Raw genomic sequence first — 24,997 nt, forward strand, 5'->3', positions numbered from 1 at the left:
CCCGGTCCCTGCTGGGCCCGTCAGTTCGAGGGGCGGAAGCGGGGGAACGCGCTGCGGCCCGCGTACACCGCCGCGTCGTCCAGGATCTCCTCGATGCGCAGCAGCTGGTTGTACTTGGCCACACGCTCGGAGCGGGCCGGGGCGCCGGTCTTGATCTGGCCGCAGTTGGTGGCGACGGCCAGGTCGGCGATGGTGACGTCCTCGGTCTCGCCGGAGCGGTGGGACATCATGCACTTGTAGCCGTTGCGCTGGGCCAGCTCGACGGCGTCCAGGGTCTCGGTGAGCGAGCCGATCTGGTTGACCTTCACCAGCAGGGCGTTGGCGGCGCCCTCCTCGATGCCGCGGGCCAGACGCTCGGGGTTGGTGACGAACAGGTCGTCGCCGACGAGCTGGACCTTGTCGCCGAGCTTGGCGGTGATGGTCTTCCAGCCCTCCCAGTCGTCCTCGAACAGCGGGTCCTCGATGGAGACCAGCGGGTAGGCGGCGACCAGCTCCTCGTAGTAGGAGATCATGTCGGCCACCGAGCGCTCCTTGCCCTCGAAGACGTAGGAGCCGTCCTTGTGGAACTCGGAGGCGGCGACGTCGAGGGCGAGGGCGATCTGCTCGCCGGGGGTGTAGCCGGCCTCCTTGATCGCCTCGAGGATGAGGTCGAGGGCCTCGCGGTTGGAGCCGAGGTTGGGGGCGAAGCCGCCCTCGTCGCCGAGGCCGGTGGACAGGCCCTTGCTCTTCAGGACCTTCTTCAGGGTGTGGTAGACCTCGGCGCCCCAGCGCAGGGCCTCGGAGAAGGACTCCGCGCCGATCGGGGCGATCATGAACTCCTGGATGTCCACGTTGGAGTCGGCGTGCGAGCCGCCGTTCAGGATGTTCATCATCGGCACCGGCAGCAGGTGCGCGTTGGGGCCGCCCAGGTAGCGGAAGAGCGGCAGGTCGGACGCCTCGGCGGCGGCGTGCGCGACGGCGAGGGAGACTCCGAGGATGGCGTTGGCGCCCAGCGAGCCCTTGTTGTCGGTGGCGTCCAGGTCGAACATGGCCTGGTCGATCAGGCGCTGCTCGGTGGCGTCGTAGCCGACGAGCTCCGGGCCGATCTGCTCGATCACGGCGAGAACGGCCTTCTCGACACCCTTGCCCTGGTAGCGGTTGGGGTCGCCGTCACGCAGCTCGATGGCCTCGAAGGCGCCGGTGGAGGCGCCGGACGGAACGGCGGCACGACCCGTGCTGCCGTCGTCGAGGCCGACCTCGACCTCGACCGTGGGGTTGCCTCGGGAGTCCAGGATTTCCCGGGCTACGACGACGTCGATGGACGGCACGAGCATCTCCTTCGTGGATATGACGCTTTGAAGTGCGGGGCGTGTGGGTCTTGCGCCTAGAGCCTATCCGTCCGGGGCCGCCGACCGGCCGACCGACCGTCCCTTGGACAGGCGGGGGCAGGCCGACGGTACCCTTTGTTTCCCTCCGGAACAAACAGGGGACGGAAACGGGCCCCGCCCCGGCGCGCACGGGGAACGCTCGCCGGGGCGGGGTCCGCGGGGACGGGGCCGGTCGCCTCAGCCGGTCACTTCAGGTGCAGCAGCTGGCCCGGGTAGATGAGGTCGGGGTCGTCGATGACGTCCCTGTTCAGCTCGTACAGCTTCTGCCAGCCGCCCCGGACGTCGTGGCGCTCGGCGATGCCGCTGAGGGTGTCGCCGGGGACCACCTCGTACTCGCCGTCGCCCTTCCCGGCCTTCTTGCCGGCCGGGGCGGTGACGGTCTTCTTCTGCGGGGCCTGCTTGCGCGGGGCCGGACGCGCCGCCGAGCGGTCGGAGCGCTGCTCGGTCGAGCGCTTGGCGGTGCCGCTCTTCGCAAAGCCGCCGGAGCCGCCGCCCTGGGAGCCGTTGCCGGAGGAGGCTCCGCCGTTGTAGGGGGCGCGGGAGAGCACCTTGCCGCAGACCGGCCAGGCGCCCTTGCCCTGGACCGCGAGGACCTTCTCGGCGACGGCTATCTGCTGCTCCTTGGTGGCCAGGTCGGCGCGCGGTGCGTAGGCGGTGCCGCCGAACGCGGCCCAGGTGGAGGCGGCGAACTGCAGGCCGCCGTAGTAGCCGTTGCCGGTGTTGATGGACCAGTTGCCGCCGGACTCGCACCGGGCGACCGCGTCCCACTCGGAGGCGGTGGCGGCGGAGGCGTTGCCGGAGGCCAGCAGCGGCGCGGCGACGGCGGCGCCGGTGATGCCGGCGAGCTTGACGGCACGGGTGGGCCTGGACGGGCGACGGTGTCTGCCCTTGCCGGAGAACAGCATGGTTGGATCCCCTCACCGACGCCTGCGAGGTGAGCTGTCGGGTTCGGGCCGGTTGGGTTGCCCGGCCGTGCTCCTCGCGCAAGACACGGCTTGCGCCAGGCACGGCTTCACCCCAAGCCGCTCCGTCAGCAGTCCGCAGCGGCACTTACCTTGGGTCCCCCGCTCCTGCCCGCGGCGCTTGACGCGACGACCGTTCCCGGGCTGCCGCCGGCAGGATTCGGCGTTCGCGGCAGCCGGGGCTCGCGGTGGCGAGCGGTCATGACCGTAGACACGCGTTCTGCCGAATTCAAAGACGATCGGGGCCTTTGAGACTCATCCCACACTTTCACCGAAAGAGACATTCGGCGAAAGTGCGGGCATGAACTCCTGCCCTTTTCAGAGGCTTTCGGCAGGGATGTCCGGGATCTGACCGACGGTGAGGTCGCGCGGGCCGGCACCGGCCGTCTACCGGTTCGCGCCGTACGGCACGCCCCAGCCGCCCTGGAGGTCGTAGTGCCCGGCGGTGGACCCGAGGGAGTCGCCGGAGTGGACGGGGTAGGAGTCGGCCGACTTGGTGCGCACGTCGCTGCCGCCGCGCGCGGCGGAGCCGCCGTCGAGCGCACCGGTGTCGACCAGCGCCGAATCACCCTCGAAGTAGACGGAGTTGCCCGCATAGCCCCATTCGGGAGCAATGGGGGGAAGGAAGCTGGGAAGTGCGGGAATGACCACCTTCTCCTCGGGCGAGGCCTCGGCCTCGGCCGGCTTCTTCTCCTGGTCGGACGAGGAGGAGGAAGGGGACGGCTCCGTCGGAGTCGCGCTCGGCGATCCCGTCGGCTCGGGAGTGGCGGAGGGCGAAGCAGAGGATTCGGGCGAGCTGGGCGACTCGGGCGAATCGCTCGGCTGGTACGTGGGGGTGGACCGGCCGAGGCCGTCCGACAGGGAGGGAGCGGGCGTTTCGGGCGAGGCGGAGGATCCGGGCGTACCGCCCTCCGTGCCGGTGCCGTCGTTCTCCGCGGCGGCCCTCTTGGTGAGCCCGGAGAGCGGCCCGCAGGTGGGCCAGGCCTCGGGGCCCCGGTCGGCGAGCATCTTCTCGGCCACGGCTATCTGCTGGGAGCGGCTGGCCTGGTCGGCGCTCGGGGCGTACTCGAGACCCCCGTACTTCTCCCAGTCCTCCTGGGTGAACTGCAGCCCGCCGTAGTAGCCGTTGCCGCTGTTGGCGCTCCAGGAGCCGCCGCTCTCGCACTCCGCCACCTTGTCCCACGTGGTGCCGTCCGCCGCGCTGGCGCCGGAGGCGCCCATCAGCGGGATGGCGATGGCGGACCCGGTCACTCCGGCCGCGACGAGGAAAGCCGGAGCCTGACGGGGGCGACGATGACGACCATTCCCGGAGAGCATGCGAAGCCCTTTCAACCGACAGTATCGATCACGAAGCGGCAGACTTGACCGAGCAGCCGCTGCGTTGATGGGTGAAGGTAGCGGCTGCCGATCACGCATTACAAGTCAATGCCGCGCAGATCACGCGCAGATCACATAGTTGAGCACGCGTCATCTTCGCGTGCGCCGCGAGACGGCCGCACGGCCGGGGAGCCCCCGATCATGACTCCTTGTCCGCCTTTGTCCGGACGTGGGGGCGTGGGGTGAACCGCACGGGCAGGGTCCGCAGCCCTCGCATGATGAGCCCGCCGCGCCAGCGCAAGTCGCCTGGTTCCGCGTCGAGTTGGAGATCGGGAAGGCGGCTGAACAGAGTGGCGAGGGCGGTGCGGCCCTCCAGGCGGGCGAGCGGGGCGCCGAGGCAGTAGTGGATGCCGTGCCCGTACCCGAGGTGTTGATTGTCACGTCGGCCGAGGTCGAGGACGTCGGGGTCGGTGAAGCGCTCCGGGTCCCGGTCGGCGGCGGCGAGGACGACGAGGACCGGGTCGCCGGGGGCGATCTCCTGCCCGCCGATGGTGAGCGGCCGGGTGGCAAAGCGCCAGGTGGCCATCTCCACGGGACCGTCGTAGCGCAGGAGTTCCTCCACCGCCGTCTCCAGCAGGTCCGTCTCCTGCCGGACGAGGGAGGCCTGCAGCCGGTCGCGCTGCTCGGGGTGGGTGAGCAGGGCGTAGGTGCCGTTGCCGATGAGGTTGACGGTGGTCTCGAAGCCGGCGAAGAGAAGGATGAAGGCCATGGCGGCGGCCTCCTTCTCGGTGAGGTGCTCGCCGTGGTCGGAGGCGCGGATGAGACCGGAGATGAGGTCCTCGCCGGGGGTGGGCTCGGGCGGCAGCGCCTGGCGCTTGCGGTGGATGAGGTCGGCGAGATAGCCGCGCATCTTCTGCACCGAGCGGGCCACTCCCCCGCGGGGCCCCTTTCCGTGCCGGATCATCATGCCCGCCCAGTCGCGGAAGTCGTCCTGGTCCTCGCGCGGGACGCCGAGCATGTCGCAGATGGCGTAGATGGGCAGGGGGAAGGCGAACTCGTGGATGAGGTCGGCGGTGCCGCGGCCGGCGAAGGCGTCGATGAGGCCGTCGGCCAGCTCCTGCACCCGGGGGGCGAACTCGGCGACACGGCGCGGGGTGAACGCCTTGCTCACCAGCCGGCGCAGACGGGTGTGGTCCGGCGGGTCGATGTTGAGCAGGTGCGTCATCAGCTCGGCCTTGCGCTCGCCGGGGATGCCGGTCTTGCCCTTGGCGTGGGCGGGCTCGTCGTGATGCGCCGGATTCTTGGAGAGACGGTTGTCGGCGAGGGCCTGCCGGGCGTCGGCGTACCGTGTGACCAGCCAGGCCTCGACCCCGCTGGGCAGCCGCGTCCAGCGCACGGGCGCGTGCTCGCGCAGCCAGGCGTAGGCGGGGTAGGGGTCGCTGGCGAACTCCCAGGTGAAGAGCTCGGGGGCTTCGGGGGTGGTGCTGGAGGGTCGAGGCTGGTCGGTCACCCTTCGACGGTATCCGGCCCCTGCGGACACCCGCCTTCGAGGGGACCGGACCGAGAGCGCCGCGGGTCACCGCCCCTTGTGACTGTCCGCGGGCCCGCCCGGCCGTGTCCGACGGGCGCGACGCCGCTTTCGCAGGGTCCACATCCCCTTGGCCATCAGCGCACTGAGAACAGAGGCGTGGACGCCCACCGCGAAACAGGGGACGGCGAACCACCAGTCTCCTGCCCGTGCGGCCAGAACTCCGTTCACCAGACCGATGGGCCCGATGCCGAACTGAGCCATGCCCCAGCGGTGCAGCATGTAGCCGGCCGGCACCCGGTCGCCATTCGGCAGAAACGGCAGTCATCTGCAGGTGACACGCACAGAAAGGCTTTCCCTGTCCCGCCGTTCCTCGGAATCCCCGGTCACCTCCACCCCCTGAACGAACGCCGCGCCCCGCCGGGAAACCGCTCCGCGCGCCTGCGCCGCCCGCGCAGCTCCAGAAGCCCCTTGTCCATGATCACGCCGTCCCGGGGAATCCGGCCGTGCTCAGCCACCGAACAGGGAGAAGGACAGAAGGCCCCAGGTCACGATGCCGATCAGCAGGACCCACACGACCCAGGACGGGGGCTCGTACTCCTTGGAGTCGATCTTCTCGCCGGCCGCCTTCCTCCGGTTGAGCTCCTTGCGCCGCCCCCACGGGAAGAGAAGCATCAGGCTGAGCAGGGCCATGCCGCCGCCGAGGCTGAACAGGATCATGTCGAGCGACTCGCCCTTGAACAGCCCGATGCCGATGCCGCCGGCGAGCGGGACGAGTATCCACAACAAGGGTTTCCGCTGCCGCCAGTTGACGGTGACCGCGCAGTAGACGAGCGCGAAGACGGCCATGCCGACGACGAAGGCCACAAGGGCGACCGCGCTGGACGCGTGAGACATCGTGCGAGTCCTCGACTGTGTGATGCGATGGGTGAACCGAATGCGGAAAGGGGCCGCGGCCCCTCCCAGGATGCATGGGCGGGGTGCCCGGAGTTCTCCGGGCACCCCGCCTCGGCGGCTTCGCCGACGCTGATCAGCAGGTGATCACTTGGAGACTTCCTGCCCCAGGCCGATCCAGCCGCCCACATTGGCAGCCGCGGTCTTCAGAGCGATGGAACCGCGTCCGATTCCCCGCTCCACCGCGTTCGTCCCATTGCGGACGAGCCAGACACCGACCCAGTTCGAGCCGTCGCCGACCGCCGCGCGGAATCCCCGCGCCACGGCTCCGCTGCCCCTGATCAGGTTGGCCGCGGAACCGGCGCCGGTCAGCATGATGGCCATCGTGGTGCCGGCGAGCTGGGTGCCCGCCTTGTCGTACTGGCCGTTGAGGGCGTAGACCCCGGCGGACGCGAGGCCCGTGCCGGCGGAGACGGCGGCGAGACCGGCGGCGATTCCCTGGCCACCGGGGATCATCGCCGCAACGCCCGCGAGCGTTCCGGTGACGGTGCTGACGTGCCCCAGGATCTCCGCGAACCGCTCACTGGTGGCCGCCTTCCAGGCTTTCTTGGCACCGTCCGCTATGGTCCTCCCCACCTTCTTGGCGACCGAGACGGCCTTCTTGGCCACGGTTTTCACCTTGGCCTTGACCTTGGCATAGGTGCGCTTGACGGCCTTGTAGGTCTTCTTGGCGAATTTCTTCACCGCCCGTACGGCCCGCTTGACGACCTTCTTGACCGCCCGCGCCACCTTCTTGACGGCCTTTTTGACCTTCTTGACGGCCCTCTTGACGACCTTCTTGACCTTCTTGACGACCTTCTTGACCTTCTTGACGGCCTTCTTGACGACCTTCTTGACCGTCTTGACGACCTTCTTGACGGTCTTCTTGATGGCGTTCTTGATCTTGCCGAAGAAGAGGCCGTCCGGGTCGGAGAAGGTGACCGGGTTGTTGTTGGCGTAGGCGTAGGGGTTGATCCGCTGGGCCTCGGTGTAGTCGACCAGCGGGTCCACACTGATGAACCGCCCCAGCGCCGGGTCGTAGGCACGTGCGCCCAGCTGGGTCAGGCCCGTGCCGTCCATGATGCCGCCGACGAAGCCCCGGTCCACCGGCCAGGGGCTGGAGTGCGCTCCCCGCTCGACACCGAACGGGTCGAGCCAGCGGTGGACGACCTCCTGGGTCGTCGCGTCGATCGCCGTCGTGCCCGTGCCGTGGTGGTCGCCGAAGAGGAACTCCAGGTCGTCGCCCGTACGTACCGCGACGGTCTCCCCGTCGAATTCGTAGTAGCGGACTCCCGTCTTCTTGCCGTTCGGCTGGAGCAGCAGCTCGTTGCCGCCGGGCAGGTAGAGCGTGGTGCCCTCGCCGTCCTTGCGCAGCAGGCGCTCGCCGTTGGTGTCGTAGATGTACTCGGTGGTGGCCTTGCCCGGCTCCTCCACCTTGGCGAGCTGGTTCTCCGCGTCCCAGACCAGGGTCTGGTCGCGGCTGCCCGTCTTGCGCGTGACGGTGTTGCCCGTCTCGTCGTAGGTGAAGGTGTCGGTCTCCGTCTTCCCGTCCCTGGTCGTCTCGACCGAGGTCAGGGCGTTCGGGCCGCCCTTGCCCTCACCCTGCCCGCCGTAGGCGTAGGTGCGCACGGTGTCCTTGGCGGGGTCGCCGTTCGTGTCGTGGTGGACCTCCTTGATGCGGTTGCCCAGGGCGTCGTAGGTGTACGACATCCAGTAGGGCCGCGGACCGCCGACGGTCGACCGGGACGGGCCCTCCGCGCAGTCGTCGGTCGCGGTCCACGCCTCGGTCAGACGCTGCAGCGCGTCGGTGACGAAGCACTGCGTGTCGGTCTGCTGCTCCTCGCCCTGACCGGTGGTCGTCTTGATGCGCTTGACGTTGCCGGCCAGGTCGTAGGTGTAGTGCGTGTCGTCGACCCGCTGGGGCGCCATCGTCCGGTCGGTGGTGACCCGCAGCAGCTCACCGGTGTGCTCGTCGTAGGACCAGCTGCGGTAGATGCGGCGGAGCTGGTCGTTGTACTCGGTGCGCAACGGCCGCCCGAAGGGGTCGTACGTGGTCGAGTTGACCAGGATCCGGCCGCCCGCGGTCAGGCCCTGGGCCTGGTCGTCCGCGTCGTAGCGGGTGACCACGCGCTCCGCGGGCAGGTCGCCGAGGGCGGGCTGCTCGATCCCGGTCAGCAGCCCCGTCTTGTCGTTGTAGTCGAACTCCCAGGTGTACGTGCCGGCCAGGGCACCCTCCGCGGAGGGGATGGTGACCTGTACGCCGGTGGGCTGGTAGTCGTCCGTGTAGCCGGTGATCCTGTGCGTGTAGGCCTGCCCGTTCACATACCGGCGGGCCTCGGTGATCTCACCCTTGGCGACCGTGTCGTACACCCACTCGGACCGGAGCTCGGACCCCTCCTTCACGGCGGTCGTGCGGCCCAGCGCGTCGTAGACCGTCGTCAGGGTCACGCCCCGGGCGTTGGTGGCGGACACCTTGCGGTCCATGACGTCGTACGTGTAGGTGGTACGGCCCTGGTCCGGGTCGTCGGAGCGGATCTCCCGGCCGCGCGCGTCGTAGGCGAAGGTCCGCACGGTGCCGGCCGGGTCGGTGACGCGCTCCAGCAGGCCCCGGGCGTTGTACGCGTACTTCGTCGACTGCGAGGCGGTCCGGGCCTCGTTGGTGTACTCGATCTCCTCGATCGGACGGTTCAGCGCGTCGGTGACCGTGGTCCGCGCCGTGCCGCCCTTCGGCGGGATGACGGTGGTGTGGTTGCCGTCGTACACCGTGGTGACCCGGCGGGTCTCGGTGCCGTACTTCAGGGCGATCGTCTTGGTCTGGCGGCCCGCCCCGTCGTACTCGATCCGGACGGCTGCCGGCGCCTTGGTGTCGTCGCCCGCCACGAGGGTGGGCTCCGGGTCACCGGTGGCGTAGTAGTGGTCGTAGATCTTCCACTCCAGACCGCGCGAGTCGTAGAGCGTCTCGGTGAGCACCCGGCCGGACTTGCCGAGCGCGGGCATCTGGACCTGGCGCTCGCGCAGCAGACCGTCGTAGAGCGTGTAGCTGGTCTCCGTCGAGCCGTCGCCGCGCAGCTCCCGCGTGGTGATCGCGGGCGCCTCGGTACGGGAGATGCGGTACTCGTACGCGGCGCTCGGGGAGTCGGGGTACCGGCTCTTGCTGCGGCCCGGCTCCCACACCTTGGTCACCCGGCCGAGAGCGTCGTAGGCGATGTCCGTGCGCTTGCCGTTGGCGTCGATCTCGGCGACCGGCACACCGCGCTCGGCGTCGAGCTCGGTGGTGAGCGTGTGCCCGAGCGGGTTGGTGACGACCATCCTGGTCGGCATCCCGGTGGCCGGGGTGTACTCGGTGGTCATGGCGCGGTTCTGCGCGTCGGTCACCTTCACCGGCCGCCCGTAGGCGTCGTACGACGTGGTGGCGACGGTGATGAACCCCGTGCCCTTGTCGTCGTTCTCGTCCTGACGCGTCGCGTTGCCCCGGGTGGGCGCCGCGCCCAGCGTGGTGGAGCCGTCGTAGTACGTGCGCTCCTCGGAGATCAGCTCACCGGGGTCCGCGCAGGTACCGGCCGTGGTCTTCTCCGACGCCTCCAGCTCCAGGATGTTGGCCCCGGTGTTGCGGGCGTACGTCATCGTGGTGCACGTCTCGTCGCCGGTCTTGGCGGTGTCGCCGTGATCGGTCTCCGAGGCGAGCATGCCGTACTCGTCGAAGGTCCGCTCCGACTTGGTCCGCTGCCAGCCTCCGCCCTTGAGCGGGCTGCGGGTGGTCTCCACCGCCACGTCGGTCATGTACGCGGTGAGCGCGGACAGGCCGGGGCGGGCGCGGCTGGCCGTGGGGCCCTTGCGCCAGGGGGTGGTGGTCTCCTCGCTGATGAGCTCGCCGTCGTCGTACTCGGCCTCGGCGCGCTCCATGCCGGCGAAGGCCGGGTGGTCGTCGACCTCGTTGCCCTCGAAGTCGGCGACCTTCGCGCCCTCGATGCCGCGGAAGTAGCGGGTGCGCGTGTCCAGCTTGGGACCGTCGGTGCCGTTGCCGACCTGGGTGCGGACCTCGCCGTAGCCGCGGAAGTCGCTGTAGGTGCGGTGCTCGGGCTTGGTGAGCTCGTCCTCGCTCTTGGCCCAGGCCGCGCCGCCCACATAGGTGTAGTCGGTCTGCTGGGCCGGGGAGCCGCCGACGAGGTCGTCCTCCAGGACGCGGGTGACGACGTACTTGTGGAACCAGTCCTTGACCGGCTTGTAGTCGGCGGCCGGGGAGTCGGCCGACGACCAGTACACCGGGTAGCAGCGCTTGGTGTTGGTGGCCTCCGCCGGCAGGTTGCCCGGGGTGCACTCGGGCTCCGAGTAGGTGACGTTGATGGCGGAGCCGGTCTCGGTGTTCACCTGGCGGACGCGGTAGCGCACGATCGGCGGGATGCCGTCACCGGTGGTGTCCACGCGGTTGGCGAGCTGCTGGCCGAGGAAGGTGACCTCGGGCAGCTTCTGCGAGGAGCCGGCCGTGTGACCGGCACGCGTGATCCCCGCCAGCCACAGCGTGGGAGTGGAGCCGTCGCCCGGGTCGGGAAGCTCGTGACGCAGCTCCCAGCTGTCCACCGGCGCGTAGGTGCCGCCGGCCAGCACCTTGGTGGTGATCTTCGTCAGCCGCTTGGTGGTCCAGAACGTCGGGGCGATCTTCCCCTTGCAGTCCTCGCCCTCGCGGCAGTACTGGTCCACCGGCACGTCGGGCCAGCGCTTGGCGTTGGCCGCGGTCATCTTCGACGGCGCGCAGTCGAAGGAGTCGTCCGGCAGGCAGCGCTCGGCGACGGTGAACTCCACCTTCGCCATCGCCGCGTCGGTGTCGTAGACGTTGTCGGCGCGCAGACCGTACTCGATGCGCAGCGGGTGACCGCCGCGCTCGTACGCGGTCACGGTGCCCAGGCCGGTGGCGGCATTGGCGTTGCGCGCGTAGCGGTTGGTCTCGGACGCGTAGTAGTAGGCGGTGGCGTTGCCGTTGGGGTCGACGACGTAGTCGAGGTTCCAGCGCCAGGCCTGCTTGCACCAGGAGTCCGCGAAGGCGGTCTTGTGGCAGGGCTCGCCGGACTGGTTGCCGTAGACCGGCACGGTCCAGGTGGAGTCGGTCTCCGGCTTGCCGGACGTCCAGCCGGGCAGCCGGTTGTAGCCGAAGTAGTACTGGGTGCCGTCGGTGGTGGTGATCCGCCAGTACTCGCCGTCGTTGTCACCGTTGCCCCGGGCGGTGTCCTTCAGCCGCTCGATCCGGGTGCCGTCGTCGTCCTTGAGCTTCCAGGTGCCGGTGGCGTCGTCCCTGACCAGCTCGTGGGACTGGCCCTCGAGGGACATCGTGGCGTTGTCGCTGTGCCAGCACAGTTCGCCGTTGTTGGCGGTGTTGTTGCCGCCGGTCTTGTCGTCGTTGCAGGAGATGTAACGGCGCTCGATGTAGTTCTCGGTCAGCGACCAGCCGTCGCCCACCCAGTTGGCCTGGTTGTTGGTGGCGGCGGTACGGCCGTCCAGGGACTGGGAGTTGTAGGAGAGGGACAGCTCCGGCTCGAGCCCGCCGGGCGTCTCGGGGGTCTGGATCCCGTAGGCCCAGGTGAAGCCGCCGGACGAGGTGCCGGCCGTCCAGCGGCCCGAGGGACTGAGGGGGGTGGCCTTGTAGTCGCCGCCGGCGCCGGACGGAGCGGCCGTCGCGGCGAGCAGGGTGACGCCCTCGGCGGCGGAGGCGAGCATGGTCTTCGGGCCGTTCCCCGCCGCGTCGCCGGACGGTTCGGCTGTGGCGTCCACGGGGACGTCGGCGGTCAGGGTCCGGCTGTCCGTGTCGTTGTCGGTGGCCAGCGGCTCGGTCCGGGCGCACTTGGGGTCGTCCGGTTTCTCCAGCGCGCAGGCCGGCAGCCGGACGAAGGAGAGCCGGGAGGCCCAGCCGGCGCCGTAGGCGTGCTCGAAGCCGGAGTAGTCGAGGGTGACGCGGACCCGGCCGTCCTCGCCGCCTCCGGTGCCGCGCACCGCGAGGACGACGCCCTCGACGCCGAGCTTCTTGGTGGTCGCGCGGTCGAGGACCCGTATCTCGGCGCTCTCGGGCGGCGCGGTGTCCTTGGCCGCCTTGGCCTTTCCGTTGCTTTCCGGAAGACCGACGAGGACCGGCAGTTTGCCCGCCCTCCGGGTCGCCCCCCGCCGTTCGGGCAGTTCGGCCTCGGCGGTGGCGGCCTGGGGCCAGGTCACCTTCGGGGCGCCCCTGCGGGCGTCCCGGGCCGCGTCGTCACGGCCCCCCGCCTTCTTGGTCTTCACCTCGGAGACCGGGACCGGCTTGACCTCGTCGAGCCGGGGCAGCGACAGCTTCCCGGCCGCCGCCGCGATGTCGGTTCCCAGGATTCCGCCGAGCATGACGGCCGCTCCGGTGACGGCCGTCGCCCGTATCCACCGCCGCTGTGTCATGGGCGGTTTTTTGCGCCGCTTCCCCATCGCGACGCGCAAGGGATTGAACACTTCCTCCCCCTGTCTGCGTTCAATAAAACGGGGGCATATTACCGGCGCTTTACGGAGCACGAAACGCCCATAAAAGGACCTATCGCGCAATCGTGATCAACAGTCGAGAAAAGTTTCTGACATGTAATCAGGTGGAGGCGAAGGGCGTTCTGTCCGTATGAGCGTTTACCCTTGTGCCGTTTTCTGATCCGCCCGACGCGGCATCAAGTCGCGTCGTCATGCCTCTGCCTGACTGCAGGTCAGAGCATCAGGTAGAGGCTTCGGGAGGGGAGAATTTTGAGAAAGCAACCGCCTTCACGCGGCCGTAGACCGGGGGAGATGAGCCGGCTTTTCGCATGCGCGATCGTTGCCGGTCTGGCGGGCGCCGTCCTGCCCGTCACATCGTCGACAGCCGCGGAAGGAATTATTCCGCAGGCGGAACAGACACCGGCCGAGCGCGCCTTGAAACAGGCCGCCGACACCGGACGGCGAGTGGAAGTGGTCTCGGAACGCACCGAGTACTCCACCACATTCGCCAATCCCGAGGGCACCTTCACCCAGGAGACTCACGTCGTCCCGATCCGCGTCCGCCAAAACGGGCGGCTGGTCACGGCCGACCCGACCCTGGTCAAGGGCAAGGACGGTGTCGTGCGTCCCCGGGCGAGCGCCGTCGGCATCGAGTTCTCCGGCGGCGGCGCCCCCGCCGACGCCCCCATGGTCACCATCACCCGGGACGGCCGCAGCATGTCGCTGGACTGGCCGGGCACGCTTCCCGAGCCGGTCCTGGACGGCGACACCGCCACCTACCCCGAGGTGCTGCCCGGCGTCGACCTCAAACTGCGCGCGAGCGTCACGGGCTTCCAGCAGGTCCTGGTCGTCAAGTCCCGCGAGGCCGCCGCCCACCCCCAGCTCAAAAGGCTCAGCTACAGCCTGAGGACCGACGGCGTGCGGGCCCGTACCGACGAGGCCGGCAACCTGACCGCCGTCAACCCGGCGGGCCAGGAGGTCTTCACGGCCCCCACCCCGCTCATGTGGGACAGCTCCGGCGTCCCCGACGGGGCCGCGCCGAGCACGCTGCGCTCGGCCGGCGAGGCACTCGCCGCCCCGCAGAAGACCCAGGGTGCGAAGGCCGACGCGGCGAACAGCTTCGACCCGGCCATCGGCGCCAAGCAGGCCGCGCTGCCGGCCAAGGTCGAGGACGGCGCCCTGAAGCTCACCCCGGACGAGGATCTGCTCACCTCGCCCGACACGGTGTACCCGGTGCACATCGACCCGTACGTCTCCGGGGGCCGCAACAACTGGGCCGCCGTCTCGAAGAACTACCCGACCACCTCGTACTGGAACAAGTCCGACAACGTCGCGCGGGTCGGCTACGAGTCGCAGACCGGCACCACCTGGCGGTCCTTCTTCACGATGGACTCCCGGAACCTGCACGGCAAGAAGATCGTCAGGTCCACGTTCCGGATCAAGAACACGCACTCCTGGTCGTGCACCAAGAAGCCGGTCACCCTGTACCTCACCGGCTCCATCAGCTCCTCCACGACCTGGAACAAGCAGCCGTCGTGGAGCACGGCGCAGGCGACCGTCACCGACTCCAAGGGCTGGTCGTCCTCCTGCCCGGCCGGGAACCTGGAGTTCTCCACGCTCGACGCGGCCACCAAGGCCTCGGCGAACAAGTGGAACACCATCACCCTCGGCCTGAAGGCGAACGAGAGCGACACCTACGGCTGGAAGAAGTTCGACGCCTCCACGGCGGTCATCTCCACCGAGTACAACACCCCGCCGGCCGCACCGTCCGCGCTCGACACCATCCCCAGCACCAGGAACAGCGCGGGCTGCGGCGACACCGCCCCGTACGGCTACATCGGTGACACCGACATCTACCTGACCGCCAAGGCCAGCGACCCCGACGGGGGCACGGTCAACGTCAAGTTCCACCTGTGGGCGACCGGCCACCACCCCAACGACGATCCCAACGGGGTCCTGATCGTCAACCAGACCGTGTCGGTCACCTCGGGCTCGGTCGCCAAGCTCAAGGTGGCCAAGAGCACACTGCTCCCCCACCTCCAGACGGCCGACGGCAACTTCTCGTGGAAGGCCCAGGCGAGCGACGGCTCCCTCTCCTCGGACTGGACGCCGCCCCAGGGCGCGCCCGGCTGCCGCTTCGTCTTCGACCCGGAGCGCCCGAGCACTCCGCCCACCGTGAGCTCCGTGCAGTTCCCGAGCGGTGACGACGGCTGGCCGGTGAACACCAGCCCGGTGCGCACCACGGGGCAGTTCGTCGTCACGCCCGGCGGCGCCACCGACGTGGCCGCCTACGAGTACTGGTCCACCCAGGACACGACCGTGCGCACCGCCACACCGGCGACGCTCAACGGCACCGTGACCATCGAGCTCACCCCGACCAAGGCGGGCGCGCACTACCTGTACGTGCGCAGTGTCGACCGCGCACAGAACAAGTCCGACCTGATGGCCTACCTCTTCTACGTCAACGGCGCCGCCGCTCCCGACAAGCCGGGCGACCTCAACGGCGACGGCCACCCCGACCTGTGGGCGGTCGACGGCACCGGCACCCTGCAGCGGTACTTCGGCGACGGCACCGGCACGGCCGTCAAGGCGTCCCAGGCGGCCTCGGCGAACGGGCAGTACACGGACACGAAGACCACACGGCGCGGCGACTGGACCGACGACGGCTTCGAGGACCTGATCGTGCTCAAGCACGACGCGACCGAGCAGCGCGACCGTCTGTGGGTCCACGCCAACGACGGCACCGGCGGGATCGACCAGGCCAACGTGCGGGAGCTGAACGTCTGGGGGCCGGAGAACGACCACTGGCAGGGCGCGGACCAGATCCTCGCCATCGGTGACGTCGACGGTCCGCTCGACCTCGACGGCGACGGCACGATCGGCCCGAACGACCGCCCCGGCCACCCCGACCTGCTCGTCAGGAAGGGCGACCAGCTGTGGCTGTACTTCGGTTCGCCGTCCGGCTACCTCGACGAGTACGTGGAGCAGCCCCCCGTGCTGATCGGCGACGAGGGCTGGTCGGGGCTGGAGCTCTTCGCTCCGGGCGACGCCACCGGTGACGGCCGCGTCGACCTGATCGCCCGCGACACGTCCACCGGTGTCCTGTACCGCTACAACAGCACGGGTCCGAACGGCGAGGGCCTCGGCGCCGACCCCGTCCAGATCGGCACCTCCTGGACCCTGACCAACCGGCCGCTGGTCACCTCGGTGCCGGACGTCCAGGGCGACGGCCAGCCGTCCGTCTGGGCCACCGACGCCTCCGGGAACCTGCTCTTCTACCCGCAGATCAAGGGCGGCGGCAATGTCGTCGGCTCGGGCCTGTCCGGCTTCCGGTCCCTGACCTGACCGACCGGTCCGCTCCCCGACGGCGTGCGCCCCGGAGCCGTGGCTCCGGGGCGCACAGCCGTTCACGGGGGCCGGTCTCAGGCCTCGTGCTCCTCGAGGCCCTCGGGCTCCCCGGGCTCCCCGGGCTCCCCGGGGTCCTTCTGCTCCTTCTTCTGCTTCTCCTCGACGGCCCGGATCGCGTCCCGGTAGGCCCGTGCCGCCGCCCGCAGTGCCGCCTCCGGGTCCACGCCCTCCGCCTCGGCCCGGACCGCCAGTGCCAGCAGCTCGTAGCCGATGCCCTCGACGGGGGGCAGCGGAACGTCCAGCCCCGCCGTGCGGACCCGGGACGCCAGCTTCGCCGCGAGGGCGAGGCCGGGCTGGCCGAGCGGGATGCCCTCGGTGACGGAGGCGCGCCGCTTCTCGACGGCCTTGGTGCGCAGCCAGTGCGCCCTGACCTCCTCCGGAGTCCTCGCGGTCTCCTCGCCGAAGACGTGCGGGTGCCGGTGGATCAGCTTGTCGACGATGGTGCCGGCCACGTCGTCGATGGAGAACGGCTCCTCGGGGTCCTCCTCGGCGATACGGGCGTGGAAGACCACCTGGAGCAGTACGTCGCCGAGCTCCTCGCGCAGCTCCTCCCGGTCGCCGTCCTCGATCGCCTCGACCAGCTCGTACGCCTCCTCGATGCCGTACTTCGCCAGTCCCTTGTGGGTCTGCTGCGACGACCAGGGGCACTCGGCGCGGATGCGGTCCATGACCTGGACGAGGTCGAGCAGACGGGCGCCCGGCAGGTCGTAGGAGGCGGGCAGCAGCTCCAGCTCCGGCATCCTCGTCCGGCCGGAACCGGCCAGGCGGGCCAGGCCGTCGGTCACGGCGGGCTCGCCCTCCCCGGTGGCCACGACCACGACCGTACGGCCGCCGGCGCACGCCTCGACCAGCTCCTCGGCGGTCGGGGACGCCTCCTCGACCGTCACCCCGGCCTCCCGCAGATACGGCAGCTGCGGATGCGCCCCGTCCGCGCACAGCACGCGGTCGGCGGTGCGCAGCGCCTGCCAGGCGGGCCAGGACAGCAGGCCGGGGGCGACCCGGTGACTGGTGGTGAGCAGGACGATCCGGCCCGGGGCCGTTTCGGGGGTGGTCGCGCTGGTGGTGTTCACGCTCCGAACGTAACGCACCAGGCCGGCACCGCCCCGGGGCAGCCCGAGCGGACCCGGACCGGCCAGGGCCGACGCCGGCCGGCACCGATCGGACGTGAGTCAGCCGCGGATCAGCTGACGGCCGAGACGTCCTTCAGCCACGGCGTCTTCGCCTCCACCCGGCTGGGCTGCCGGCTGTCCCAGCTGCCGTAGCGCGGGTTGAGGTCGATGTCCAGTTCGTCGGAGGCCTTGGACAGCGCCTTCCAGAAGTCCGGCCGGCTGGTGTCGGTCCCCAGCCGCTCCGCGAGCTTCTGCGCCTTCAGCTGCAGACGCAGGTTCTCGTCGAGGCGCTGCGGCGGCACCCCGAACTGGTTCAGCCAGTTGGTCTCCAGCGCCTTGGCACCGCCCGTGCGCTGCTCCATCTCGGAGCGCAGCTGCTGGACCTCGCGGCGGGTGACCTTGACGCCGGCGCTGTCGGCGGCGTGCTCGAGCACCCGGTCGAGGACCATCTGGTGCAGGGTGTCCCGGGTGAGGGTGCTGGTCCTGGCGACGATCTGCTGGTACTGCGTCTCGTCGGCCACCGCGGACCGCTGCGCCTGGCGTACCTCGTTCACCCTGTTCTGCAGCTGCGCCACGGTGATCCGCTGTCCGCCGACGATGGCCGCCGCGCCGGGATGCGCGTCGCTGCCGCAGGCAGTGAGCAGGGGGGCCGCCGCGACGATCACGGCGGACAGGACGAGCGCGGTGCGACGGCGGCGGTGCAAGGAAACCTCCCGAGGAGTTTGTGCGGTGGTGCACAAGGTCTTGCGGTGATCGATGGTAGGCAGCGGCCGTGCTCCGGCCAAGCCATTGGACCAACGATTCATCGCGACTTCGGGCACCGCCGCCCCAATCCCGCCGGTGGCGTCCGGCCGGGCCGGCCCGTGATCGCCCCCGGCGCGGATCATCACGTTCTCGAAGCGGTCCTCCCGGCCGGGGCCGTCCGCCCCCTCCCGTGGTCTGGCCTTGCCCTCCGTACCTGCTTGGAGGGTGGAGACGGAAAAGCGCCTGGAGGCCGGCTGGCTCCAGCGGATCGTCCGGTCGGTCCTGGTGCGGGGCTCGGTGGGCCTGCTGGTGCGGGTCCCGTTCCTGTATGCGGCGATCCGCCGCGGCCGGGGCTCGGACTGGGGGCGTTCGCGGCGTTCGCCCTCCGCAAGTGCGTGACGCTCTCGTGGAGGGGCCTCACGTCCCGAGGCGACGGCGACCCGCTCCTGGGCGTCGTCGTCCTGCTGTGCCTGCCGGCGGCGACGCTGATGCCGCTGTTCGCCGTCTTCGACAAGCGGCAGCCGGCGCAGCAGGCGCAGACGGCGTACGGGACGCCGCCGGCGCCTGTTCAAGACAGGCGCACGGCTGCTCGTACGGGCGGTAGGGGCAGCCCCGGCTCCGGTCACAGCCGGCGGGTGCGGCGCAGGATGCTGACGGCCGGCCAGCTCACCAGGCCGGTGAACCCCCACAGGAAGGCCGAGATGGCGATCCACTCACCTGTGCTGAGCTCGGGATCCTCGGCCCCGAAGACCGTGAACGAGAGAGCCAGGAAGGCGCACAGGGCGCCGAGCAGCCCGAAGACGACCACGGCCACCGTCTGGAGGGCGGTCCGCCGGGGGAGCGCGGCCCGCTGCGACGAGCCGGCGTGGGGCGCGCCGCTTCCGTCGGGGGCCGGTCCCGGTTTCGGCACGGGCGGCCGCTCCCTGGGCGGCATCCCCACCACCGCGGCCGGCGGCACGGCGGCGGCCACGGCCGCCATGGTGGGGGCGTCGACGCCGTACAAGCCGGGCTCCACGTCGACGATCACACCGTCGGTGCCGATGAACCGACGGCCGCCGTCCGGCCAGCTCAGCACAGCCGCGCACGCACGGTAGAGCACGGTCGCCGCGCGTTCCGTGCCGTCCTGCGCACGCGTCGTCACGCTGACCCCCTCCTCCCCCACGATCAGCGCCGAGCCGTCGTTGCTCTTCGAGGCGAACCGCCGTCCGGTCACGGCGTGCGGCGAGCTCGTCGGGGCCGCCGTGTACCCGGCCCAGTCCGCGCTGTGCCCACCGGGCACCTGCATCAGAGCCGTTTCCGCCGCCTCCAGAGCCACCTTGTGCACGTCCTCGGCTGTCACCGCCCGCAGCTCGGCGCGCAGCTCGTCGAGGGTGCGCAAGGACCGCCCGGCGAGCAGGTCCTCCGCCATGGCGGGCAGCCGCCGTACGGCCGCGTCGGGCGCGGTCAGCGCACTGTCGGCCCGGGTGCGGACCGCGTCCAGGTCGCCCTGGCCGATCCGGCCCACCTGGAGCGCGGCGAGGACGTCGACGAAGCCGCCGAGCACCGCGTCCTGCTTGGACGGCAGGGCGTCCGCGAAGGCCGTCACCACGGCGAATCCGTCACGGCGCGCGGTGCAGTCGGTTGCCGCCGTGTACGAGAAGCCGCCTTCCTGGCGCAGGGCACGGGACAGCTCCCTCTCGAGGACACCCGCGTACAGCTGGGCGGCGGCGCTGTCGGTCACGACGGCGTCCAGCAGCACGCCGCCCGTGCCTTCGGAGAAGTAGGCGGGGGTGGTGGGAAGGGCGGAGGTGACGGCGGGCAGGGAACGGCGCTGACCGGCGGGCAGCTTGAGCGTGAGCCCCTCCGGCAGGCGCTCACCGGCGACCCACAGCACGGCGTTGCCCTGGGTGAACCAGGTCTGCGCCCAGGCCTCCACCTCCTGCGGCCCCAGGTTCCGCACGCCCCACTCCGGGTAGCTGACCAGACCGTATCCCTGGGCGCCGTAGCGCCACAGCGGCAGGAGAGGGAGCTCGCGCCGCGCCTCCTCGGTGCGCAGGATCTCCTTCTCGGTCTCCAGGCGTTCCATGGGCAGAGCGGTGAGGGAGTCGCAGACGCCCTGGAGGTAGGCGACCACCTCGTGTTCGGTGCCCTCCACGTGGAAGTGGGTGAAGGCGGCCTTGGTGGCGCCGTTGAAGTGGTAGTCGGCCAGGCCCTGGCGGTGCAGGGCCAGGTGCTCCACCAGGTGGGTGACGCCGGCGCGGGCCAGCGTCTCGTCGGCGATGCCGACGCGGAAGACCAGTCCGGCGCGCATCGGTCCGGCGGCCTGTGCGAAAAGGGTGGGTATGCCGTCGGTCTCGGTGAGGCGGACGGTGGCCTGTGGGTTCATCGTCGGTCCCTGTTCGGGGTGTTTGTCACGTTGGCGAGGTCAGGGGTGCCCGGCGGCTCCGGGGGTGCCTGATGGGCGCGAGGGGCCCGGCGGCTCCGGCGTGCCCGGTGGCGCGGGCCGTCAGCCCCCGGCGAGGGCGGCGTCGCGGTACTTGACATAGGCGTCGGCCGGCTTGCCCAGATAGCTCCACGGGTATTCCGAGGCCAGGTTGCCCAGCCCACGGAAGTGCACGGCGGCCCGGGCACGGTCCCCGATCAGCGAGAAGAGGGCGGCGAAGCATCCCTGGACCGTGACCCACCCATAGGCGTGGGCGGGCCGGAAGTCCGGATGGAGCACCGAGCGCTCGGCGGCCTCGACGAGTTCGGCGTGGACATGGGGCTGCCGCAGGTACGCGGCGCGTTCCTGACTGGTGCGCAGATCCGCCCAGTGCTCCAGGTGCGCCTCCGCGACCAGGCCGCCGTTCAGCGCTCCGTCCGGTGCGTTCCGCAGGCACTCCTGGGCGAAGCCGTGGGCGGCCTGCCAGGTTCCGCCCCACTTGGGGCACAGCTGCTGGAGCAGACGTGCCTGGCCGGTGAAGTGGTGCGGATGATGAGCGGCCAGCCGGTCGTACCGGCGCCGCGCCTCGTTCTGCCCGAGCTCCAGTCCGCGAGCGGTGTTGAGCCGTTCGGCCCAGGCCGCGTCGTAGGACGGGTCGAGGGCGGTGGCCCGTATGAGCAGTTTCTCGGCCTCCCGCAGGTGCGCGTGGAAGGCGGCGAACTGCTCACGGCTGACGTCCTTGGCCCGCGCGTCGGTGCGGATCTCCCAGCCGGCCTCGATCTCACGGGAGCCGAGCACGGTCAGGGCGAACACGTCGTCCGGATCGGCCGCGACCAGCTCGCGCAACGACTGCTCGACGCCCGGGATCTCGGCCAGCACGCTGGTCGCGAAGGACCGGTCGGTGCCCTGCGGCAGGGAGTCGACGTACTGACGCACCGAGGCCCAGTCCCCCGCGGCGGCGTCCTGCCGCAGTCGGACGGCCTCGGGGAAGGCGGAGGCGACCTCGAAGTCGGGCGACGGCAGCGAGGACGCGGAGGAGGTGAACGACATGCGCGGATCCTAAGGGAGACCTGTGACAGTGCCACCGACGGGAAGCCCGCAGGCCGGGCGGTGCGCGGCGGCGTTTTTCCGGTGACGCGCCGCCCTGTCGGTCAGGCGGTGGCCAGCTCGCACCAGACGACCTTGCCCCGGTTGCCCTCCCTCGCCAGCGGCTGCCACCCCCACAGGTCGGCACAGGCCCGCACCAGCGCCAGCCCCCGCCCCTCCTCCAGGTCGGCGGCCTGCTCCAGGGGCACGGGCGGCTCCGGCGGCGCGGGGTCGGCGTCCCACGCCCCGATCCGCAGGACACCGGCCGACCAGCGGACACGGAGCGCGGCGGGCCCCTTGGTGTGCCGTACGGCGTTGGAGACCAGCTCGGCGGCGAGCAGTTCGGCCACGTCGACCAGACGGATCAGCCCGTGCAGGGTGAGGATCAGACGGAGGGTACGACGGCTGACCGTGACGGCACGTGGGTCGTTGGGGATGGAGAGGCAGTACTCCCAGGGGTCGGTCGTGATGCCGGTTTCGGGCATGACTCAGCTCCATGAGGTGAGGTGAGAGAGGTAACGGTGATGAGCGGCGGATGCGGGCGGTGGCCTGCCGCAGCCGTCATGGCAGGACGGAGCGGTGCGCTTCCGGGGTCCCGGGATTCCGCAGCGTGTGCGTCGCGTCACCGACGGTAGGGCCACAATTTGGGACGCCGCAAGCCGTCACCGTCACATGCCCTCGAACGGGTCACGGCACCACCGCAGTTGAGGGCGAGGAGGAAGTCATGCCGCGCAGGCGACAGCCCACCGCACGTCAAGAGCGCCTGGGTACTGAACTGCGTAGACTGCGTGAGGCCGCCGGGCTCAAAGGGCGCGAAGCCGCAGCACTGTTGGGCACGGACTCAGCGCAGATGAGTCAGATCGAGTCCGGCGCAGCAGGTGTGAGCGAGGAGCGCGTGCGACGCCTTGCTGCTCACTACGCCTGCACCGACGTCGAGTTGATCGATGCACTGGTGGCCATGGCCACCGATCGCACGCGCGGCTGGTGGGAGAAGTACCGGGGCGCGCTGCCCACACGGTTCCTCGACCTGGCCGAGCTGGAACACCACGCCACGTTCCTCCGAGAGGTGCAGTTCCTGTTCATCCCCGGTCTGCTCCAGACAGAGGAGTACGCCCGCGCCGTCTTCTCCTATCGAGTTCCCGAACTTCCCGCTCCGGAAATCGACTTGCGCGTCCAGCATCGAATGCAACGGAAGGTCGTCCTTGAAGGGCCGGCCGCCACTCCCTACGAAGCAGTCATCCACGAGGCGGCGCTGCGCATCAGAACCGGCGACCGTGCCGCCTCACGCACGCAGCTCACCCGCCTCCTGGAGCTGTCCGAGGCGGACCACATCAGCGTTCGTGTCATCCCCTTCGACCTGGACGGGTTCGCTGGTGCCGCGAGCGCCATGCTGTACGCGGGCGGCCCCGTCCCCAGGCTGGACACCGTTGTACGCGACGGACCTCATGGTGCGGCCTTCATCGACTCCGAGGCTCAACTCGGCGCATGCCGAGGGCTCTTCCATAAAGTGGTAGCGACCTCACTCGAAGTCGAACAGTCGCGCGACTTCATCCACAAGATGGCGAAGGAGCTGTGAGGCATCCATGGGCACCATCAGCAACTGGCGCAAGTCGTCCTACTCAGGCCCTGGTGACGGCGATTCCTGCGTGGAGATCGCCCACTCTCGCACCCACGTAGCCATACGCGACTCCAAGACCCCGGCCAGGGCCATCCTCACCTTCCGGGCCGGAGCCTTCACCACCTTCATCGAAGCCCTCAAGAACCAGGGCCTCTCGACGGGGACCGGCCTCACCGGATCCCACGACTGATCAGCCTGGGACAGCCACGCGGGAACTGGAAGCGCCAAGGCGCAGCCAGATCCATACCAGCAGGATTGATCGTTGCGTGCAGAACTGCTGTATGTGCTGGGCACGTGAGCGTGAAGAACACCAACACCAAGAGAACCTGAAGAGTCCGGCTCTGATCACTAAGAAGCTGTGAGGTACCCATGGGCACCACCGGCACCTGGCGCAAGTCGTCCTACTCGGGACCCGGCGACGGCAACGAGTGCGTCGAGATCACGAACTCCTCCACCCACATAGCCATACGCGACTCCAAGACCCCGGCCAGGGCCGTCCTCACCTTCCAGGCCGGAGCCTTCACCACCTTCATCGAAGCCCTCAAGAATCAGAGCCTCTCGACGGGGACCGGCCTCACCGGATCCCACGACTGACCGGTCCGGGACGACTGCGCCGACCCCGCGAATGGGTTGACCAGGTCGCGCTACGCGCTGCGGGCCGCAGTCGCGGACCGCCTGCCGGCGCGGAGGATGGCGATGGCGCGGGCACGGTCGAAGGCGGCGACGGGATCCCTGTGATACGTCCAAGGCTGCGCACCCACCCACGGCTCCAGCAGCCGGAACTGCTCAAGAGCCTCACGGCCCCGCCCGGCCTGGGCCAAGGCGGCGGCGAGCGTATGCCGGGCCAGCGGCAGCCGCGGGTCGTCGGCGGGTGCGGCGGAGACCGCGTCCAGAAGGGCGTTGATCGTGGATTTCGAGTTCCGGCCCGCGAACGGCATGAGGCCGGGGCCTTGCAGCGCCTGCTCGAAAGAGGCCATCAGCGGCAGCACGGACAAGAGCGTGTGCGCGGGGGCGGAGGCGGCGGCTTCCTTCGCGAAACGGTAGGCCAGCTGGTCCGAGCCGCACCACTTGGCGCACCAGTACTGAAGGGCCTCGAGGTGCCCGAAGAAGTGGTGCGGGGCGCGGGCGGTCAGCTCGCTCCACAGCTGGCGGAACTCCTCGTGCGGCAGGACGAGTCCGCGGGCTGCGGCGACCATCGTGACCCAAGGGGACGGGTCGTGCGGCGCCAGTGCGGCGGCCTCCTGAGCGGCGTACAGGGAGGCCGGCAGCAACTGCTGGAACTGGGCCATCCGTTCGGCGGGGACATCCTTGGCCAGGCCGGCACCACGGACGTCCCCGGCCCGATAGAGCAGCGCCTGCGCGTACACGGCCGCCGCGTCGGGATCCTTGGGCCGCTCGGCCTGCCAGGCGCTCAGCCACCGGTCGTCCTGGGAGGCGACAGAGGCGAGCGCACAGAGCCGGTCCCACCGCAGATCCCACTCCTGGCCCGCTGCGGCGAGCAGATCCGCACCCGGGCGCCAGTCGCCCTCCCGGGCCGCCTTCACGGCCTCGACCACCTCCGGCACAGGCGGGCTGTCCCGTGTCGGATCCAGCTCCGCACGCGGCAGAAGCCCGTACGCAGCGACGTCGACCCCGGCCGTCCCTTTCCGGTTGGCCCTGGCCAACCGGGTACTGCTCCACAGGGCCCAAATGATGACGGGGGTTCCCAGGATGCCAAAAATGTTCAGGAGCTCAGGGGACATGGCTTGCGGCGCTTTCGGATCAGCGTGCGAACGAATGACGCACACGATCATCTCGAACGGATGATCACAAGAAGCACACAGATCAGAGAAGATTGCATACGAACTACGCCTGGGCGCGAAGATCGTTCGCTTCTCTCAGGCCCTCCTCGATCACCACCTGAAGGAAATACGTGAAGGAGGCATACCGTGATCGACTGAGAGCTGTACCTGCCGACCTGCTGGATCGAGGTTCCGGCCCACCGGGCGAACAACCGGACCAGCGACGGGGCCGCCTTCGCCACCAAGCCGGTCCTCGCCTAAGGGCTGTCCCGTAA

General features: G+C 70.2%; 17 protein-coding genes and 1 riboswitch. Of the genes, 5 read left to right on the plus strand and 12 right to left on the minus strand.

Annotated features, from left to right (window positions below):
• Nucleotides 1–20 precede the first annotated feature (20 nt).
• From eno to CCN35_RS02925, 6 genes are all read right to left on the minus strand, one after another.
• Complete coding sequence (gene eno, locus CCN35_RS02900) at nt 21–1,307, minus strand: phosphopyruvate hydratase (protein ID WP_086791429.1); 1,287 nt, start codon at nt 1,305–1,307, stop codon at nt 21–23.
• Nucleotides 1,308–1,552: 245 nt separating this feature from the next.
• Nucleotides 1,553–2,272, minus strand: a complete 720-nt coding sequence (locus tag CCN35_RS02905) for a transglycosylase family protein (RefSeq protein ID WP_067396822.1) — start codon at nt 2,270–2,272, stop codon at nt 1,553–1,555.
• A gap of 4 nt (nt 2,273–2,276) precedes the next feature.
• A riboswitch (cyclic di-AMP (ydaO/yuaA leader) is annotated at nt 2,277–2,459 on the minus strand.
• A 257-nt stretch (nt 2,460–2,716) separates the two neighbouring features.
• Nucleotides 2,717–3,580 carry a transglycosylase family protein gene (locus CCN35_RS29915; protein WP_281254787.1) on the minus strand — a complete coding sequence of 288 codons (864 nt, stop codon included), beginning with the start codon at nt 3,578–3,580 and terminating at the stop codon, nt 2,717–2,719.
• A 265-nt stretch (nt 3,581–3,845) separates the two neighbouring features.
• Nucleotides 3,846–5,156 carry a cytochrome P450 family protein gene (locus CCN35_RS02915; RefSeq protein ID WP_086791417.1) on the minus strand — a complete coding sequence of 437 codons (1,311 nt, stop codon included), beginning with the start codon at nt 5,154–5,156 and terminating at the stop codon, nt 3,846–3,848.
• A gap of 528 nt (nt 5,157–5,684) precedes the next feature.
• Nucleotides 5,685–6,071 carry a hypothetical protein gene (locus tag CCN35_RS02920; RefSeq protein WP_067396826.1) on the minus strand — a complete coding sequence of 129 codons (387 nt, stop codon included), beginning with the start codon at nt 6,069–6,071 and terminating at the stop codon, nt 5,685–5,687.
• A gap of 144 nt (nt 6,072–6,215) precedes the next feature.
• Complete coding sequence (locus CCN35_RS02925; protein ID WP_245862990.1) at nt 6,216–12,518, minus strand: RHS repeat domain-containing protein; 6,303 nt, start codon at nt 12,516–12,518, stop codon at nt 6,216–6,218.
• Nucleotides 12,519–12,887: 369 nt separating this feature from the next.
• On the opposite strand from CCN35_RS02925, the gene CCN35_RS02930 reads away from it, so the two are divergent.
• Nucleotides 12,888–15,920 carry an FG-GAP-like repeat-containing protein gene (locus CCN35_RS02930; protein WP_086791419.1) on the plus strand — a complete coding sequence of 1,011 codons (3,033 nt, stop codon included), beginning with the start codon at nt 12,888–12,890 and terminating at the stop codon, nt 15,918–15,920.
• A gap of 77 nt (nt 15,921–15,997) precedes the next feature.
• Here CCN35_RS02930 and CCN35_RS02935 read toward each other — a convergent pair whose 3' ends face one another.
• A complete protein-coding gene (locus CCN35_RS02935; RefSeq protein ID WP_245862991.1) occupies nt 15,998–17,053 on the minus strand; it encodes a nucleoside triphosphate pyrophosphohydrolase in 1,056 nt (351 codons plus the stop codon).
• Between the two features lie 110 nt (nt 17,054–17,163).
• A complete protein-coding gene (locus CCN35_RS02940; RefSeq protein WP_086791421.1) occupies nt 17,164–17,796 on the minus strand; it encodes a SurA N-terminal domain-containing protein in 633 nt (210 codons plus the stop codon).
• 265 nt (nt 17,797–18,061) lie between these two features.
• On the opposite strand from CCN35_RS02940, the gene CCN35_RS28840 reads away from it, so the two are divergent.
• Nucleotides 18,062–18,235, plus strand: coding sequence for a hypothetical protein (locus CCN35_RS28840; protein WP_211285482.1), 174 nt, complete (start codon nt 18,062–18,064; stop codon nt 18,233–18,235).
• A gap of 223 nt (nt 18,236–18,458) precedes the next feature.
• On the opposite strand, the gene CCN35_RS02950 is transcribed toward CCN35_RS28840, so the two are convergent.
• From CCN35_RS02950 to CCN35_RS02960, 3 genes are all read right to left on the minus strand, one after another.
• The gene (locus CCN35_RS02950) at nt 18,459–20,201 is read right to left on the minus strand and encodes a peptidase M16 family protein (RefSeq protein WP_086791423.1); all 1,743 of its coding nucleotides are present in this window, start codon (nt 20,199–20,201) and stop codon (nt 18,459–18,461) included.
• A 120-nt stretch (nt 20,202–20,321) separates the two neighbouring features.
• Nucleotides 20,322–21,287, minus strand: coding sequence for a tetratricopeptide repeat protein (locus CCN35_RS02955; protein ID WP_086791425.1), 966 nt, complete (start codon nt 21,285–21,287; stop codon nt 20,322–20,324).
• A gap of 101 nt (nt 21,288–21,388) precedes the next feature.
• The gene (locus CCN35_RS02960) at nt 21,389–21,808 is read right to left on the minus strand and encodes an ATP-binding protein (RefSeq protein WP_086791426.1); all 420 of its coding nucleotides are present in this window, start codon (nt 21,806–21,808) and stop codon (nt 21,389–21,391) included.
• A gap of 239 nt (nt 21,809–22,047) precedes the next feature.
• Here CCN35_RS02960 and CCN35_RS02965 point away from each other — a divergent pair, with 239 nt between their 5' ends.
• From CCN35_RS02965 to CCN35_RS02975, 3 genes are all read left to right on the plus strand, one after another.
• A complete protein-coding gene (locus tag CCN35_RS02965; RefSeq protein ID WP_067400646.1) occupies nt 22,048–22,899 on the plus strand; it encodes a helix-turn-helix domain-containing protein in 852 nt (283 codons plus the stop codon).
• 7 nt (nt 22,900–22,906) lie between these two features.
• The gene (locus CCN35_RS02970) at nt 22,907–23,131 is read left to right on the plus strand and encodes a DUF397 domain-containing protein (protein WP_067400650.1); all 225 of its coding nucleotides are present in this window, start codon (nt 22,907–22,909) and stop codon (nt 23,129–23,131) included.
• Between the two features lie 179 nt (nt 23,132–23,310).
• Nucleotides 23,311–23,535 (plus strand): DUF397 domain-containing protein, encoded by a 225-nt coding sequence (locus CCN35_RS02975; RefSeq protein ID WP_067400653.1) that lies wholly within the window; start codon nt 23,311–23,313, stop codon nt 23,533–23,535.
• A 50-nt stretch (nt 23,536–23,585) separates the two neighbouring features.
• On the opposite strand, the gene CCN35_RS02980 is transcribed toward CCN35_RS02975, so the two are convergent.
• The gene (locus CCN35_RS02980) at nt 23,586–24,506 is read right to left on the minus strand and encodes a hypothetical protein (protein WP_086791427.1); all 921 of its coding nucleotides are present in this window, start codon (nt 24,504–24,506) and stop codon (nt 23,586–23,588) included.
• Between the last annotated feature and the right edge of the window lie 491 nt (nt 24,507–24,997).

Origin of the sequence: Streptomyces thermovulgaris (assembly GCF_002155915.1) — a bacterium.
Lineage (GTDB): Bacteria > Actinomycetota > Actinomycetes > Streptomycetales > Streptomycetaceae > Streptomyces > Streptomyces thermovulgaris.

Excerpts from the sequence above, each read along its gene's own strand:
- CCN35_RS02970 (WP_067400650.1), top strand. The coding sequence starts at position 22,907 with ATGGGCACCATCAGCAACTGGCGCAAGTCGTCCTACTCAGGCCCTGGT.
- CCN35_RS02925 (WP_245862990.1), bottom strand. The coding sequence starts at position 12,518 with ATGACACAGCGGCGGTGGATACGGGCGACGGCCGTCACCGGAGCGGCC.
- CCN35_RS02930 (WP_086791419.1), top strand. The coding sequence starts at position 12,888 with ATGAGCCGGCTTTTCGCATGCGCGATCGTTGCCGGTCTGGCGGGCGCC.
- CCN35_RS02955 (WP_086791425.1), bottom strand. The coding sequence starts at position 21,287 with ATGTCGTTCACCTCCTCCGCGTCCTCGCTGCCGTCGCCCGACTTCGAG.
- CCN35_RS02950 (WP_086791423.1), bottom strand. The coding sequence starts at position 20,201 with ATGAACCCACAGGCCACCGTCCGCCTCACCGAGACCGACGGCATACCC.
- CCN35_RS02920 (WP_067396826.1), bottom strand. The coding sequence starts at position 6,071 with ATGTCTCACGCGTCCAGCGCGGTCGCCCTTGTGGCCTTCGTCGTCGGC.
- CCN35_RS02975 (WP_067400653.1), top strand. The coding sequence starts at position 23,311 with ATGGGCACCACCGGCACCTGGCGCAAGTCGTCCTACTCGGGACCCGGC.
- CCN35_RS02960 (WP_086791426.1), bottom strand. The coding sequence starts at position 21,808 with ATGCCCGAAACCGGCATCACGACCGACCCCTGGGAGTACTGCCTCTCC.
- CCN35_RS02965 (WP_067400646.1), top strand. The coding sequence starts at position 22,048 with ATGCCGCGCAGGCGACAGCCCACCGCACGTCAAGAGCGCCTGGGTACT.
- CCN35_RS02905 (WP_067396822.1), bottom strand. The coding sequence starts at position 2,272 with ATGCTGTTCTCCGGCAAGGGCAGACACCGTCGCCCGTCCAGGCCCACC.